Origin of the sequence: Kitasatospora sp. NPDC058048 (assembly GCF_042885555.1) — a bacterium.
Classification (GTDB): Bacteria; Actinomycetota; Actinomycetes; order Streptomycetales; family Streptomycetaceae; genus Kitasatospora; species Kitasatospora lactacystinica.
In genome coordinates this window covers 51,716-66,086 of sequence record NZ_JBHVRT010000010.1, presented here as the reverse complement: position 1 = coordinate 66,086, position 14,371 = coordinate 51,716, and the positions used below count along the sequence as shown (strand labels likewise).

17 protein-coding genes and 1 tRNA gene are annotated in these 14,371 nt (G+C 73.0%); 12 read left to right on the top strand and 6 right to left on the bottom strand.

The window, feature by feature from the left end; translation table 11 throughout:
- Positions 1-41 precede the first annotated feature (41 nt).
- Complete coding sequence (locus ACFVVA_RS13395) at positions 42-389, bottom strand: DoxX family protein (protein WP_387688862.1); 348 nt, start codon at positions 387-389, stop codon at positions 42-44.
- A gap of 263 nt (positions 390-652) precedes the next feature.
- Here ACFVVA_RS13395 and ACFVVA_RS13390 point away from each other — a divergent pair, with 263 nt between their 5' ends.
- On the top strand, positions 653-1,297 hold the full coding sequence (locus ACFVVA_RS13390; RefSeq protein WP_387688860.1) for an HhH-GPD-type base excision DNA repair protein: 645 nt from the start codon (positions 653-655) through the stop codon (positions 1,295-1,297).
- 129 nt (positions 1,298-1,426) lie between these two features.
- On the opposite strand, the gene ACFVVA_RS13385 is transcribed toward ACFVVA_RS13390, so the two are convergent.
- Positions 1,427-2,905 (bottom strand): MFS transporter, encoded by a 1,479-nt coding sequence (locus tag ACFVVA_RS13385; RefSeq protein ID WP_387689151.1) that lies wholly within the window; start codon positions 2,903-2,905, stop codon positions 1,427-1,429.
- A gap of 112 nt (positions 2,906-3,017) precedes the next feature.
- On the opposite strand from ACFVVA_RS13385, the gene ACFVVA_RS13380 reads away from it, so the two are divergent.
- A complete protein-coding gene (locus tag ACFVVA_RS13380) occupies positions 3,018-4,043 on the top strand; it encodes a helix-turn-helix transcriptional regulator (protein WP_387688858.1) in 1,026 nt (341 codons plus the stop codon).
- Here the strand turns inward: ACFVVA_RS13380 and ACFVVA_RS13375 are convergent.
- Complete coding sequence (locus tag ACFVVA_RS13375) at positions 4,040-4,936, bottom strand: hypothetical protein (protein ID WP_387688856.1); 897 nt, start codon at positions 4,934-4,936, stop codon at positions 4,040-4,042. The two genes, ACFVVA_RS13380 and ACFVVA_RS13375, sit on opposite strands and share 4 nt — an antisense overlap.
- Positions 4,937-4,939: 3 nt before the next feature.
- Positions 4,940-5,458, bottom strand: a complete 519-nt coding sequence (locus ACFVVA_RS13370) for a YbhB/YbcL family Raf kinase inhibitor-like protein (protein WP_387688854.1) — start codon at positions 5,456-5,458, stop codon at positions 4,940-4,942.
- A 110-nt stretch (positions 5,459-5,568) separates the two neighbouring features.
- Between ACFVVA_RS13370 and ACFVVA_RS13365 the strand changes: the two genes are divergently transcribed.
- Entirely contained in the window at positions 5,569-6,228 is a 660-nt protein-coding gene (locus tag ACFVVA_RS13365) for a rhomboid family intramembrane serine protease (protein ID WP_387688852.1), read from the top strand.
- Positions 6,229-6,329: 101 nt separating this feature from the next.
- On the top strand, positions 6,330-7,496 hold the full coding sequence (locus tag ACFVVA_RS13360; RefSeq protein WP_387688850.1) for a hypothetical protein: 1,167 nt from the start codon (positions 6,330-6,332) through the stop codon (positions 7,494-7,496).
- A 63-nt stretch (positions 7,497-7,559) separates the two neighbouring features.
- Here ACFVVA_RS13360 and ACFVVA_RS13355 read toward each other — a convergent pair whose 3' ends face one another.
- Positions 7,560-9,128, bottom strand: a complete 1,569-nt coding sequence (locus tag ACFVVA_RS13355) for a helicase HerA-like domain-containing protein (RefSeq protein ID WP_387688848.1) — start codon at positions 9,126-9,128, stop codon at positions 7,560-7,562.
- A gap of 192 nt (positions 9,129-9,320) precedes the next feature.
- On the opposite strand from ACFVVA_RS13355, the gene ACFVVA_RS13350 reads away from it, so the two are divergent.
- Positions 9,321-9,617 (top strand): type II toxin-antitoxin system VapB family antitoxin, encoded by a 297-nt coding sequence (locus tag ACFVVA_RS13350; RefSeq protein WP_030061387.1) that lies wholly within the window; start codon positions 9,321-9,323, stop codon positions 9,615-9,617.
- Positions 9,618-9,887: 270 nt separating this feature from the next.
- Positions 9,888-10,562, top strand: a complete 675-nt coding sequence (locus ACFVVA_RS13345) for a LytR C-terminal domain-containing protein (protein WP_387689148.1) — start codon at positions 9,888-9,890, stop codon at positions 10,560-10,562.
- A gap of 99 nt (positions 10,563-10,661) precedes the next feature.
- Here the strand turns inward: ACFVVA_RS13345 and upp are convergent, their stop codons facing one another.
- On the bottom strand, positions 10,662-11,297 hold the full coding sequence (gene upp / locus ACFVVA_RS13340; protein WP_049650159.1) for a uracil phosphoribosyltransferase: 636 nt from the start codon (positions 11,295-11,297) through the stop codon (positions 10,662-10,664).
- A 196-nt stretch (positions 11,298-11,493) separates the two neighbouring features.
- On the opposite strand from upp, the gene ACFVVA_RS13335 reads away from it, so the two are divergent.
- The 6 genes from ACFVVA_RS13335 (at position 11,494) to ACFVVA_RS13310 (ending at position 14,307) form a co-directional block, all read left to right on the top strand.
- Entirely contained in the window at positions 11,494-11,697 is a 204-nt protein-coding gene (locus ACFVVA_RS13335; protein ID WP_387689145.1) for a hypothetical protein, read from the top strand.
- A 315-nt stretch (positions 11,698-12,012) separates the two neighbouring features.
- A complete protein-coding gene (locus tag ACFVVA_RS13330; protein ID WP_387688845.1) occupies positions 12,013-12,570 on the top strand; it encodes a tRNA adenosine deaminase-associated protein in 558 nt (185 codons plus the stop codon).
- Positions 12,571-12,620: 50 nt separating this feature from the next.
- Positions 12,621-13,148 carry a tRNA adenosine(34) deaminase TadA gene (tadA, locus tag ACFVVA_RS13325; protein ID WP_387688843.1) on the top strand — a complete coding sequence of 176 codons (528 nt, stop codon included), beginning with the start codon at positions 12,621-12,623 and terminating at the stop codon, positions 13,146-13,148.
- Between the two features lie 80 nt (positions 13,149-13,228).
- Positions 13,229-13,315, top strand: a tRNA-Ser gene (locus ACFVVA_RS13320).
- Between the two features lie 478 nt (positions 13,316-13,793).
- Positions 13,794-13,934, top strand: a complete 141-nt coding sequence (locus ACFVVA_RS13315; RefSeq protein WP_359913966.1) for a hypothetical protein — start codon at positions 13,794-13,796, stop codon at positions 13,932-13,934.
- A gap of 79 nt (positions 13,935-14,013) precedes the next feature.
- Positions 14,014-14,307, top strand: a complete 294-nt coding sequence (locus tag ACFVVA_RS13310; RefSeq protein WP_360351558.1) for a Dabb family protein — start codon at positions 14,014-14,016, stop codon at positions 14,305-14,307.
- Positions 14,308-14,371 lie beyond the last annotated feature (64 nt).

The window sequence follows — 14,371 nt, the reverse complement described above, 5'->3', positions numbered from 1 at the left end:
CCGGGCGCCCCCGCCGGGCCCGGCTGCCGGACAGCCCCGGCTCAGGCCGCGAGGGCGAGGACGAGGGAGGCGGCGGCGGGCGCCATGTAGACGAGGGGGAAGGGGGCGTGGGCGTAGGCGCGGGCGCGGAGGACGGTGATCACGGCGCCGAGGAAGTAGAGGATCACGCCGACCGCGGCCGCGTAGCCGACGGCCGGGACGGCGAGGCCGGCCAGCAGGCCGAGGGCGCCGGCCGCCTTGGCGACGCCGAGCCAGGTCCACCAGGCGCGCGGGACGCCGTAGTCGGCGAGCGGCTTCACGACGTACTCGGCGCCGGCGAAGACGGAGTAGGCCGAGAAGCCGACCATGAGGGCGGCGAGGACGGTGACGACGGTGTGGGCGACGGACATTGGAGTGCTCCCATTCGACGGCTGTTCGGTTCGGCACTCCCCTGACCCGGGGCATCCGCCGGATGTGACAGGCGCGGGCAAAAAATTGTCCGCGACACCCCGCCGCTACCCCCGGCAACCGCTCCGCCAACGAACAATGCAGCTCTGGCAAGGCCTTGTACAGAGACGACTTCCCCGGCTACGGGCGTGTTGATCCTGTGCGCCAACGCCGCGTCCACCAGACTGGGCGCCGACCAGACGTCAACTCCGAGGAGGGCAAGCCCGTGAACGTCACCGTTCGGCTCGCACAACAGCCCGAGGCCGACGAACTGCTCGGACGGAGTGCGCTCGCCGCGCTCGTCGGCATGCTGCTGGACCAGCAGGTCCCGATGGAGTGGGCGTTCACCGGCCCGCTGACCATCGCGCAGCGCCTCGGCCACGACGACCTGGACGCCCACGAGATCGCCACCTACAACCCGGAGGAGTTCGTCGCGCTCCTCTCCGCGAAGCCCGCGGTGCACCGCTACCCGGCCGCGATGGCCAAACGGGTGCAGCAGCTCTGCCAGTTCCTCGTCGCGCAGTACGACGGCGACGCCGCGGCGCTGTGGAAGAACGTCCGCACCGGCAAGGAGCTGCTCAGCCGGCTCAACGCCCTGCCCGGCTTCGGCAAGCAGAAGTCGCAGATCTTCCTGGCCCTGCTCGGCAAGCAGTACGGGGTGCGGCCGGAGGGCTGGCGCGAGGCGGCCGGGGCGTACGGCGAGGAGGGTGCGCACCGCTCGGTCGCGGACATCACCGGCCCCGAATCCCTCACCCTGGTACGTGAGTTCAAGCAGGAGATGAAGCGCGTCGCGAAGGAGGCCAAGGCCGCCGCCAAGCCGCGCACCACCACCCGTACGACCGCCGCCCCCGCCTCGACCGGTGCGCGCTGACCGACGGCCCGGCCGCCCGTACCGGCGGTCGACCCACCCGGCCGACCGCGTCGGGGCCGGGCCCTCCCAGAGCGCGACGCGGGCCCCGGCCGCGCCGCGCGACCGGGGCCCGCGAACGGGAGCGCTCCGTCAGATCAGGACGGGCTCCCGCTCCTCGGCGGTGGAGCCGGCCACGGCCCCGGCCGCCTTGCGTCGCCGCGGCAGCGCGAACATCAGCAGGAAGACGGCGAGCAGCACCCCGACGACCCACCACATCGCGTTCACGAAGGCCCCGCCGAACGCCGCCCCGACCGCCTCCGGCGCGACCACGTCGTCCATCGCCCCGAAGAAGGCCACCGACACCAGGCCGAGCCCGAGCGCGTTGCCCACCTGCTGCACGGTGTTGATCAGCCCGGACGCCGAACCGGCGTGCTCGCGCGGCACCTCCGCCAGCACCGCGTCGGTGATCGGCGCGACGATCAGCCCCATCCCGAGGCCCATCACCACCAGCGGCAGCACCATCTGCCAGTTCGTGATCGCCATCCCGTACCGGTCCGCCTCCCAGATGTAGACGAGCACGCCCGCCGCCATCACCAGCGCGCCGGTCTGCAGGACCTTCCGGCCGAACCGCGGCACCAGCTTCTGCACCGACAGTCCGGCCGCCGTGGAGACCGCGATCGAGAACGGGATGCCGGTCGCGCCGGCCTTGAGCGGGCTCCAGCCCAGGCCCACCTGCATGTAGAGGGTCCAGACCAGGAAGTAGATGCCGAGCGCCACGCCGAAGGCCAGCTGCACGCAGATGCCGGCCGCGAAGGACTTCACCCGGAACAGCGCCAGCTCCACCAGCGGCGAGCCGTCCCGCCGCGTCTTGACCTTCTCGTACACCACGAACAGCGCGAACACCGGCAGGCTCCCGGCCATCGACAGGTAGCCCCACAGCGGCCAGCCGGCCTCCCGGCCGTGCGTCAGCGGGTAGATCAGCATCAGCAGGCCGAGGCTGGCCAGCGCCACGCCCACCAGGTCCAGCTTCAGCGCCTGGTCGGCCTTCGACTCGTCGATGAAGCGGCGGCCGAGCAGCAGGCCGGCGATGCCGACCGGCAGGTTGATCAGGAAGATCGGCCGCCAGGCCAGACCGAACAGGTCCCACTCGGTGAGCAGCGCGCCGATCAGCGGACCGGAGACCGCGCCCAGCCCGACCACCGCGCCGAACAGGCCGAACACCTTGCCGCGCTCCTCCGCCGGGAAGGTCGCGTGGATGATCGACAGCACCTGCGGCACCATCAGCGCCGCCGTCCCGCCCTGGAGCAGCCGGGTCGCGACCAGCATCTCCGGGCCGGAGGCCAGCCCGCACAGCGCCGAGGCCAGCGTGAAGCCGCCGATCCCGATCAGGAACACCCGCTTGCGGCCGTGGATGTCGCCCAGCCGGCCGCCGGTGATCAGCCCGATCGCGAAGGCCAGCGCGTAGCCGCCGGTCACCCACTGGATGGCGCTGAAGGAGGCGCCGGTGTCCTGCTGGATGCTCGGGATGGCGATGTTGACGATGGTGACGTCCACCAGGTCCATGAAGGAGGCCACCATCACGATCGTCAGCGCGATCCACCTCCGCCGGTCCGCTGCCGCGGTACTCATTGCGGTCTCCTCTTTTTTCTTCTTCACGTCCACGCCGCTCTTCTCCACGTCCGCGACGGTAACGGCCGTGTAGGTCAGAACCTGTCCCAGTTGGTCGGGCATGCTGGACGCCATGAGCGACACCCCGGCCCGGCTGCTGAGCCTCCTGTCCCTGCTCCAGACCCCGCGCGAGTGGCCCGGCAGCGAACTCGCCGAGCGGCTCGGCGTCAGCCCCCGCACCATCCGGCGCGACATCGACCGGCTGCGCGAGCTCGGCTACCCGGTGCGGGCCAGCATGGGCCCGGACGGCGGCTACCGGCTGGTCGCGGGCACGGCGATGCCCCCGCTGCTGCTGGACGACGAGGAGGCGGTGGCCATCGCGGTCGGGCTGCGCGCCGCGGCCGGGCACGCCGTGGTCGGCATCGAGGAGGCCTCGGTACGGGCGCTCGGCAAGCTGCTCCAGGTGCTGCCGGGCCGGCTGCGGCAGCGGGTCGGGACGCTCAACTCCGCCACCGTGCCGCTGCTCACCGGGGACGGCCCGACCGTCGACCCGGAGGACCTCACCGTGCTCGCCCGCGCCGTCACCGCCCGGGAGCGGCTGCGCTTCGGCTACCGGGCGTACGACGGGGCCGAGACCAGGCGGCAGGTCGAGCCCGAGCGGCTGGTCTCGGTCGGCCGCCGCTGGTACCTGGTGGGCTACGACCTGGACCGCGAGGACTGGCGGCTCTTCCGGGTCGACCGGCTGAGCGGCCCGGCCGCCACCGGCGTCCGCTTCACCCCGCGCCCGCTCCCCGCCGAGGACGCCGCCGCCTACGTGGCGGGCAAGCTGCACCGCCCGTCGCCGAGCGGCACCGTGGTCGCCACCGTGCACGCCCCGGCCGAGCAGGTCCGCCGCAGCCTCCGGCCGGGCGACTCCGAGGTCGAGCCGATCGACGAGCACAGCTGCCGGCTCCGCTCCCGCACCGACTCCCTGGAGTGGACGGCGATGCGGCTGCTCTCGCTGGACTGCGCCTTCGAGGTGCACGAGCCGCCCGCGCTGCGCGAGCACCTGCGCGAACTGGCGGCCCGCGCCGAGCACGCGGCGGGGGCGCCGGACCGGGGCGGGCCTGACCCGTCCCAAGGCCGCCCGTCCCGGGGCCGGCGCCAGGGCCCTTCCTAGACCTCGACCCGGTACCAGCCGTTGCCGGACCGGAACCACAGCACGCCGTCCCGGCCGTAGGCACGGCGGCGGTCGAGCTCGCCGGGCACGTCCGGCCTGCGCTTCCCGGTCCGCTTCCACTTCTTGCCGACCAGCAGGTGCCAGGTCAACTCCCCGCCCTGGGACAGGAAGACGCCCTCCCGGGCGCGGACCGCGAAGCCGACCGGCATCCGGACCGGGCAGGGCACCGTGGACGAGGTCCCGCCGGCCGCCTCGATCCGGGTGAGGTAGCTGCCCGAGGAGCTCGGGTACCAGGCCAGCCAGGCGTACCGTCCCTCGGTGGCTCCGGCCAGGCCCTCCAGGGGGTACCCGGGCAGGTCCTTCCGGTGGTCCGGGCTCCACACCACCCGGCCGTGGGTGTCGGCGCCCCGGAGTCCCGCGCAGGACATCGGGTGGTCGCCGTAGATGCCCTCGTCCCCGTAGGCCATCCAGATCCGGCCGTCCCGGTCGGCGACCAGCACGGGCGTGTCGTCACCGAGGAGGAGCTCCCGGCCGCAGGTCCCGTCGGGGCCGTACACGAAGCCGTTGGGCCGCCACTCCTCCCCGTCCTGCTCGGCCCGGGCCTCGACCAGCAGCAGCCGGCCGCCCGGCAGCAGCGCCAGGTGGTCCGGCGACCAGTCGACCCCGGACAGCGGCACCCGCCACTCCCCGCGGGGGCCCATCACGACCACCTCGGCCTCGTACGGGAACCGGACCTCCGGCCAGGACCCGGCCGGTGCCGTGTACTGCTCCGGCACCACCAGGACGGCCAGCTCCCCGTCCGGTCCCACCGTCCAGGTCACGGCCCGGCGGCCGGCCTTCCACTCCTCCTCGGGCAGCCGCCAGACCTCGACCGGACGCTCGGATATCGCCAAGGGTCAGACCCCGTACTCGGCGGTGAGCAGCGCCCGGCCCAGGGTGTGGAAGGTGAGGTTGAAGCCCACCTGGGCGGGCGGGGCGTCGGCGGCGACGTCCAGCTTCTCGACGTCCAGCGCGTGCACCGCGAAGACGTAGCGGTGCGGGGCGCCGGGCGGCGGGGCGGCGCCGTCGTACTGGTTGCCCGGGAAGTCGTTGCGGCCGTGGAAGGAGGCCTCGCCGGGCAGGTCGGCATCGGAGGAGCCGGCGCCGCGCGGCAGCCCGGTGGTGTCGGCGGGCAGGCCGAGGGCGAGCCAGTGCCACCAGCCGGAGCCGGTCGGCGCGTCCGGGTCGTAGCAGGTGACCGCGATGCTCCGGGTGCCCTCCGGCAGGCCCGACCAGGCCAGCTGCGGCGAGAGGTTGCCGCCGGCGTGGATGAACTCCCGGCCCAGTGTGGCGCCTTCGGTGATGTCCTGGCTGGTCAGCGGGAAGGACGGCACCTGCGGAAGGAACTCGTACGGCAGCGGCGCGCGCTTGCTCATGGGCTGGTCACCTCTCACGGTCGGATCTCTCGGGCGGATCTCTCGGGCGGAACGACACGAGTCACTGTAATGGGGTGCACGTACGCTTCCGGCGCCCCTAGAGTCGGGGCATGGCCGCCAAATTCGCCCAGTTGTTCGCCGACTCCCGCCGTGCGCTGCTCACCATGCTCGGCATCCAGGCCGTCATCTGGTCGGTGCAGGTGCTCAACTGGCTGGACGACTACGGGCTGTCGCGGGAGTTCGGCCTGCGCACCGAGCAGGTCGGGGACCTCCCGGAGATGTTCACCTCGCCGTTCCTGCACTTCAGTTGGGGCCACATCGAGGCCAACTCCTGGCCGCTGTTCGTGCTCGGCTTCCTGTCCGCCTACCGGGGCATGCGGAAGTTCCTGCTGGCCAGCCTGGTGATCGTGGTGTCCGGCGGGCTGCTGGTCTGGCTGCTGGAGAGCCCGAACACGGTGACGGCCGGCGCGAGCGGCATGGTCTACGGCTACCTCGGCTACGTGGTGCTGCGCGGGCTCCTGGACCGCAACGTGCTGGACGCGGTGGTCGGCGTCGTCGTCGCGGTGGTCTACTCGACCATCCTGATCGGGGTCCTGCCCGTCACCCCGGGCGTCAGCTGGCTGGGCCACCTCGGCGGGCTGATCGGCGGACTGGCCGCCGCCGTCCTGCTCCGCGACCGGCCGGCCGCGAAGCCCGCCGCGCCGCAGGGGACCGCCCCGAGCAGCCCCGGATCCGACCTGCTCAAGCAGCTGGACGAGCTCGGCCTGTAGGGCGTGTCCGACGATTCCCGTCCGGACCATCAGGTATAGACCAACCCCACCCCTGCGGCTAGCGTGGACGGCTCACCCTCCCCCAGCTCCGGAGCCGCACCGTGGAGTCGTCCGTCCTCGCCTTCGCCACCGACCTGCTCGACGAGGGCGCCGACACCTTCTTCGGCAACCTCACCGACCGCGCCGGGGTCGGCGGCGTCACCCTCGCCTCGGTCTACCACGAGGCCCGCGACGTCTTCCCGCACAACCCCCGCCGGGTGGTCCGCTACCTGGAGCCGGGCGCGGCGTACTTCCGCCCCGACCCGGCCGCCTGGCGGGGCCGCCGGCTGTCCCCCGCGCCGTCCACCGCGATCGGCGACCGCGACCCCTTCGCCGAGGCCGCCGCGGAGGCCCGCCGCCGCGGTCTGAAGCTGCACGCCTGGACGGTCTTCTGCCACAACGACCGGCTCGGCTTCACCCACCCCGACTGCGCCCCGGCCAACGCCTTCGGCGACCGCCACCTCACCGAACTCTGCCCGGCGAACCCGGAGGTCCGGGAGTACGCGCTGACCCTGGTCGCCGAACTGGCCCGGTACGGCGTGGACGCGATCCGCGCCGAGTCCCTGCACTTCCACGGACTGCGCCACGGCTACCACCACGAGCGCTACTTCGAGGAGTTGGGCCCGACCACCGAGGCCCTGCTCGGGGTCTGCTTCTGCCCGCACTGCCGCGCCGCCGCCACCCGCGCCGGGGTCCCGGCCGAGGCGGTGGCCGCGGCGGTCCGCGCCGAGCTGCGCCGCCGGCTGGCCGACGAGTCCGCCGCCGCCGAGCCCGCCGACCTGAGCACCCTCGCCGACGGCGCCTTCGCCGCCTACGTGGACGCCTCCGCCACCACCGTCACCGCGCTGGCCGCCGACCTCGCCGAGCAGGCCCGCCGGCACGGCATGCGGCTGACCTTCATGGACGGCGGCGGCCCGGGCACGGGCTGGCTCGCCGGCATCGACCTGCCCGCCCTCGCCGGGGCCGTCGACCGGATCGAGACCCTCGGCTACGCGAGGACCCCGGAGGCGGTCCGGGAGAAGGTCGCCGCCTTCGCCCTGCACGGCGTCCGTCCGCAGTCCATGGCGGTGATCCTGCGCCCGATGTCCTCCGACTGCGACGGCCCGGAGAACCTCGCCGCCAAGATCGCCACCCTGCGCGAACTCGGCGTCCCCGAGGTGGAGTTCTACAACTACGGCCTGATGCGGCTGTCCTCCCTGGACCGGATCGGCGCCGCGCTCTCCGCCTGACCGGCCGGCACCACGCCCCACCGGCCGGCGCCACGCCCACCGACGGGCGCACCGCCCGACCGGTCAGCGCCGCCGCTTGGACGTCCCGAACAGGCTGCGCGAGATCTCCTGCCCGAGCTGCTTCCCGGCCGAGCGCGCGAAGGACTTCACGGTCGGGTTGCTCAGCAGCGACCCGAGCAGCCCGCCCGCACCCTCCTTCTCCCTCGGCGCCTCCCGCCTCGGCGCCCGCTCGGCGGGCGCCGAGGGAGAAGGCCCGGTGGGCGCCGCCTGGGGCCGCGGGGCACGCGCCGCCAGCTTCTCGTACGCCGACTCCCGGTCGATCGCGTCCCGGTAGCGCGCCGTCAGCGGCGAGGCGTCCACCACCGCCTGCAGGGCCGTCGCCCCGATCGGCCCCATCAGCGACTGCGGCGCCCGCAGCCTGGTCGCCGCGACCGGCGTCGGCGCGCCCTTCTCGGAGAGGACGGTGACCACGGCCTCGCCGGTGCCCAGCGAGGTCAGCACCGCGCCGAGGTCGTACGAGGAGCGCGGAAAGGTCGAGACGGTGGCCTTGAGCGCCTTGGCGTCGTCCGGGGTGAAGGCGCGCAGCGCGTGCTGCACCCGGTTGCCCAGCTGCGCCAGCACGTCGGAGGGCACGTCCCGCGGCGTCTGGGTCACGAAGAAGATGCCGACGCCCTTGGAGCGGATCAGCCGCACAGTCTGGGTGATCGCCTCCAGGAAGGCCTTGGAGGCGCCCTTGAACAGCAGGTGCGCCTCGTCGAAGAAGAACACCAGCTTGGGCTTGTCGAGGTCGCCCACCTCGGGCAGCTCTTGGTAGAGGTCGGCGAGCAGCCACATCAGGAAGGTGGAGAACAGCCGCGGCCGGTCCTGCACGGCGGGCAGTTCCAGCACCGAGACGACGCCCCGGCCGTCCGGAGCGGTCCGCAGCAGCTCGGCGGTGTCGAACTCGGGCTCGCCGAAGAACGCCCCGGCCCCCTCGTTCTCCAGCACGGTGAGCGCGCGCAGGATGACCCCGGCGGTGGCCGCCGAGAGCCCGCCGATGGTCCTCAGCTCCTCCTTGCCCTCGGGCGAGGCGAGGAAGGCGATCACCGCGGTGAGGTCCTTGAGGTCGTAGAGCTCCAGGCCCTTGCCGTCGGCGTAGTGGAACACCAGGCTGAGCGAGGACTCCTGGGTCTCGTTCAGGTCGAGCACCTTGCCCAGCAGCAGCGGTCCGAAGCTGGTGACGGTGGCCCGGACCGGGATGCCGGCGCCCTGTCCGCCGAGCGAGTAGAACTCGGCCGGGCAGCCCTGCGGCGACCACCGCTGCCCCACTTCGGCGGCCCGGGCGCCGGTCCGCTCGCTCGGCGCCCCGGGCGCGGCGATGCCGGAGACGTCCCCCTTGATGTCGGCGAGGAACACCGGCACGCCCTGCCCGGAGAGCTGTTCGGCGATCAGTTGGAGGGTCTTGGTCTTCCCGGTGCCGGTGGCCCCGGCGACCAGCCCGTGCCGGTTGAGCACGCCCAGCGGGATGCGCACCTGGGCGTCCGGGTACGCGGTGCCGTCCAGCAGCACGGCGCCGAGGTCGAGGGCGGGACCGGTGAAGGCGTACCCGTCGGCGATCTCCCGGACGGCCGGCGGGGTGGGGTCGGAGGACATCGGTGCACACTCCTGAGCGGATCGGAACGCTTCGGAACGCTTCTGCATCGGCGCGGAACCCGATCGGCGCCGGGCGATGTTCGCGACATTTCCCATCAAACAGCTGCATTCGTCCATGCGCAGTTCACACCGGCGCGCGTGGCGGCGTCGCGGCTGCTGCGCCATCCGCCGTCCGAACGGTAGGCTTTCCGTGTGATCTTCAAGCGCATCGGCAATGGGCGGCCGTACCCGGATCACGGCCGGACGAGCACCCGCCAGTGGGCTGACGTCGCCCCGCGCCCGGTGCGGCTCGACCAGCTGGTGACCACCAAGGGCCAACTCGACCTCGAAACCCTTCTGGCCGAGGACTCGACGTTCTACGGGGACCTCTTCGCCCACGTGGTGAAGTGGCACGGCGACCTCTACCTGGAGGACGGCCTGCACCGGGCCGTCCGGGCCGCGTTGCAGCAGCGCCAGGTGCTGCACGCCCGCGTCCTCGAAATGGAGTGACGGACCCGGTCATCGGGCCGTCGGGCCGCCACGGGCTTTCCGGACCGCCCCTCGCCATCCGGCGAAGGGCGGTCCGCGCGTACCCCGGTACCCCCTTTCGGGTACCGGGGTACGCCAGATGATGATCGTTTAGTACCTTCGAGGCCGTACGGCACTACGCTGCTGACTACGGCCGCGACCAGGGGATTCCGCCCGCACCGGGGAAGTCCCCACCCGGCCGATCCGTCATCCCGACCCCGCCCTGGTACGAGGGGGAGACAAACCGTGAGCATGTTGACTCCCCAAGGCCTCAAGGGGAAGCAGTACCGCGTCACCGGCAACACCTACCCGCGGTTGGGCCGGCCTCCGAAGAAGAGCCGCAAGGTGATCGCCGCGCTCGCCGGCCTGCTCGCCCTGGCCCTGATCGCGCTCGGCGGCGTGCAGCTGTACGACATCTTCACCGGCAGGAACAAGAACGCCTCGGCACAGGCCTGCGCGACCCCGTCCGGCAAGGCACTGGCAGCCCCGACGCCGGGCGCCACCCCGGGTGCCGCCGACGCGCCCGCCGCCGCGCAGGGCGACCCGCACGCCGTCCCGCAGGCCACCGCGGTCACCGTGAATGTCTACAACGCCACCACCAAGGCCGGTCTGGCCGGCCGGACGGCCGAGGAGCTCAAGAAGCGCGGCTTCGTCATCGGCAAGGTCGGCAACGCCCCGGCCGAGCTGGACAAGAAGGTGCCCGGCACCGCCCAGGTGATCGCCGGTCCGGCCGGTGCCGGCGCGGGCACCCTGGTCGGCTCGCAGATCGCCGGTGCCGCCGTCACCGCCGACGCCCGCACCGACCTCACCGTGGACTTCGTGATCGGCGACAGCTACAACGCCCTGCTGGACGAGACCCAGGCGGCCGCCGCCCTCGCCCTGGCCACCAAGCCCTCCCCCACCCCGACCGCCACCGGCAGCTGCTGAACCGCCACCGGACACCGGAGCCGAACACCGAGAGCCCCCGGCAGACGCAGTGCCGGGGGCTCTCGGTGTTCGGTGGTTCGGGTGGTTCGGGTGGGGGGCTCAGCCGGCCGTGCCGTACAGCCGGTCGCCCGCGTCGCCCAGGCCGGGGACGATGTAACCGTTCTCGTTGAGCCGCTCGTCCACGGCGGCGGTGACCACGGTGACCGGCAGACCTGCCAGCTCCCGCTCCATCACCTCGACGCCCTCGGGCGCGGCCAGCAGCACCACGGCGGTGACGTCGGTGGCACCGCGCTCGATCAGCATCCTGATCGCGGCGACCAGGGTGCCGCCGGTGGCCAGCATCGGGTCGAGCACGTAGACCTGGCGGCCGGAGAGGTCGTCCGGCATCCGGGTGGCGTAGGTGGAGGCCTCCAGGGTCTCCTCGTTGCGGACCATGCCGAGGAAGCCGACCTCGGCGGTCGGCAGCAGGCGGGTCATCCCGTCCAGCATGCCGAGGCCCGCCCGCAGGATCGGGACCACCAGCGGGCGCGGGTAGCTGAGCCGGGTACCCAGCGTGACCGCGACGGGCGTGGTGATCTCCACCTCGTCGGTGCGGACGTCGCGGGTGGCCTCGTAGGCGAGGAGGGTCACCAGCTCGTCGGTCAGGCGACGGAAGGTCGGCGAGTCGGTGCGCTCGTCGCGCAGGGTGGAGAGCTTGTGGGCGACCAGGGGGTGGTCGACGACGTGGAGACGCATGTGTCGAGGTTAGCCCGGGTCCGGAGGGGTGTACGACTCGCCGTGCCCCAGCCGGGCGGCGGTCCGGGTGACGTGCCCGTGACACGCCGTGACCTGTCGCGAATGTCCGGACGGAAGTGCCTCCTGTGGTATCAACCGGGCCGTTCTGGGAATGTCACCTCTTATGACGAGCAACCCGAACGCCGGGGACGGCTCGATGGACGAGCCCGTCGACGGGTCGGGCCGGAGCCCGGGCCCGCCGCACGACCACCCCGAGACCGAGGCGGAGCGCCGCAGGCGGCGGGCCGTCTTCCTGCGCGAACTCACCGAGGCGCGCGAGCTGCGGGAGCGGGTCCAGCCCCGGCGGACCAAGGAGCGGCGGATGCGCGAGGCCATGCGGATGCGAACCTTCCGGATCTGACAAGGCCCGGACGGCCCCGCGCCGCCCCGCCGCGCGCCCGGGGGCGAACCCCGGGCGCGGACCCGGGAGCGGCCCGAGGCGGCCCCCGGCGGGCGTTCGGAGCAAATTTCGACCGGCTTCGGACCGCCACGCCCGACTTCGCCGTCCGCCACCCGGCCCTTCCGACACGACCTGCAAAGACGCGCTGCCGAACACCCCCCGCGAGGGCGGGCTTTCTGTCACGATTCCGATGGGACGGTCCGAACAAGCGGACCGCCCCTGGCGCGGGGGCGGCCAGATTTTCGCGTCGCCCGTGCGCGCCGGCAGCCGAGACCGATGATCTTGGGAGTGTCCCTGGTGGCGTACTTCGCTGCAGTGCTTGCTCGCACTGAGGACGGGTGGGATGTGAGCGAGACGGAGCTCGACGACGTCGAAACCCTGGCCGATCTGGCCGACCTGGCCCGCGACTCCGCCCAGGACGACGACAGCGTCCTGATCTTCATCGAACAGGAGGACGCCTGGTTCGCCGTCGTCCGCGTGGACGGCGAGGAGGACCCGCGGATCTTCGTGTCGGACGGCGCCGCGGCCGCCCGCAGCTCCTACGGGTCCGTACTCACCGACGAGTTGGTCGACCAGGCCGGCGAGAGCGAGTTCGGCGACCTGGACCACCTGCTGGACGAGACCGAGGAGGCCGAGGAGCAGGACGAGGAGGACGCCGACGCCCGCGGCGGCGTCCCGGTCGGCCCGCTGGGCGACGCCCACCTGCTCACCGAGTTCGGCCTCGCCTCCGAGGCCCTGCTCGCGCTCAGCGGCGAGGGCGCGGTGCCGGGCGACGCCCTGGAGGAGATCGCCGAGGCCCTGGGCTGCGGCGAGGTCCTGGAGGCCGTCCGGTAGAGGGGTCGGTCGTACCGGTGCCCGCCGCCGGATACCCGACACTGGATGCCATGCAGCCCGCATCCACCCCGCTGACCGTTCCGCGCGTCCCCCCGTTGCCCGCCCCCGTCCGCCCCGACCCGGTCCGCGACCGCTGGGCGGCGCCGATGCGCCTGGCCATGGCCGAGGCCGCGCTGGCGCCGGCCACCGGGGACGTGCCGGTCGGGGCGCTCGTCCTGGACCCGGACGGCGAGGTGATCGGACGCGGCCACAACGAGCGCGAGGCGGTCGGCGACCCGACCGCGCACGCCGAGGTGGTCGCGATCCGGCAGGCGGCCGAGAAGATCGGGGAATGGCGGCTGAGCGGCTGCACACTGGTCGTCACCCTGGAGCCGTGCACCATGTGCGCGGGCGCCATCGTGCTGTCCCGGATCGACCGGGTGGTCTACGGCGCCCTCGACGAGAAGGCCGGCGCGGCCGGCTCGCTCTTCGACGTGATGCGCGACCGCCGGCTCAACCACCGCCCCGAGGTGATCTGGGGCGTCCTCGCCGACGAGTGCGGCGAACAGCTGCGCGCTTTCTTCGACACCCACCGCTGAGAGCCCGCCGCCGAGAGCCCGCCGACCGCCGTGGCGATACGGATTTCGTGACTGCGCACCCCTCCGGTAGAGTTCCTCTCGGTAGCGTGTCCGAGCGGCCAAAGGAGCACGCCTCGAAAGCGTGTGTGGGGGCAACTCCACCGTGGGTTCGAATCCCACCGCTACCGCTCGAAAGCCCGAGGGCCCGTCCGATCCGGACGGGCCCTCGGCGTTTGTCCGGCCGGTGTCCGGGCACGAAAAACGGCTCCGTACCCCGGGCCGATGACCACCGGTGCCCGGTCCGTACGGAGCCTGGAGGGGGAGCGGCTCGGGGGGACTGACCGCTCCCCCGGCGGAGTCCCACAACCGGCGCCGCGTCGGGGGAAGCCGCGGCGACCGGTCCCACAGCGGGGAGCTCCGGATCCACGCACCGGGGATTCCTGCCAGATCCTCGGTACGTCCTCCATCCTGCCGCCCGGCCCGCGACGGGGCATCCGGAGAAAGGCCCCACTCGCGGGGACCTTCGTCCCGCCGGCCGAACGCGTCGCACACTTGATAGCCCGTCCGGGTGGATAAGCTGCCCCCTGCAGGCCGCTCGGGGACCGGATGACGGCGGCCCACGGCTGGGAGGCAGGTCACCCGATGGCGCAGGCGAAGAGGATCGGCATGGCCCTCCTGCTCATCTTCGTGCTCTACTCGATCATCACCTCGCCCTCCCGGTCGGCGGAGCTGGTGCAGCTCGGGTTCGAGGGGATCTCGAACGCCGCCAAGGCGGTCGGCACCTTCATGACCGGTCTGATCAAGTGACGGACGGCCCGCGACCGGCCCCGGCGCACCGGCTACGGTGAGCGGGACCCTCTGTCCCCGTCCGCGAGGAGCGGCAATCGTGATCCGCCACCTGGTCCTGTTCAAGCTCAACGAAGGCGTCAGCAAGGACGAAGAGCGCGTGCTCGCCGGCGCCAAGGCCTTCGACGCGCTCGGCGCGGTGATCCCCGAGCTGCGCGAGTGGGAGTGCGGCTGGAACACCACCGAGCGCGACATCGCGTACGACTACGCGATCAACAGCCTGGTCGAGGACCGCGACGCCCTCCAGGCCTACCTGACCCACCCGGACCACCAGGCCGCGGCCGGCCTCTGGCGCGAGTTCGCCACCTGGGTGATCGCCGACATCGAGGTCTGAGCACCCGTCCGGCACCCGTCCGGTCCCCGTCCGTCCGACCCCGCGCGTCCGGAACCCGCCCCGG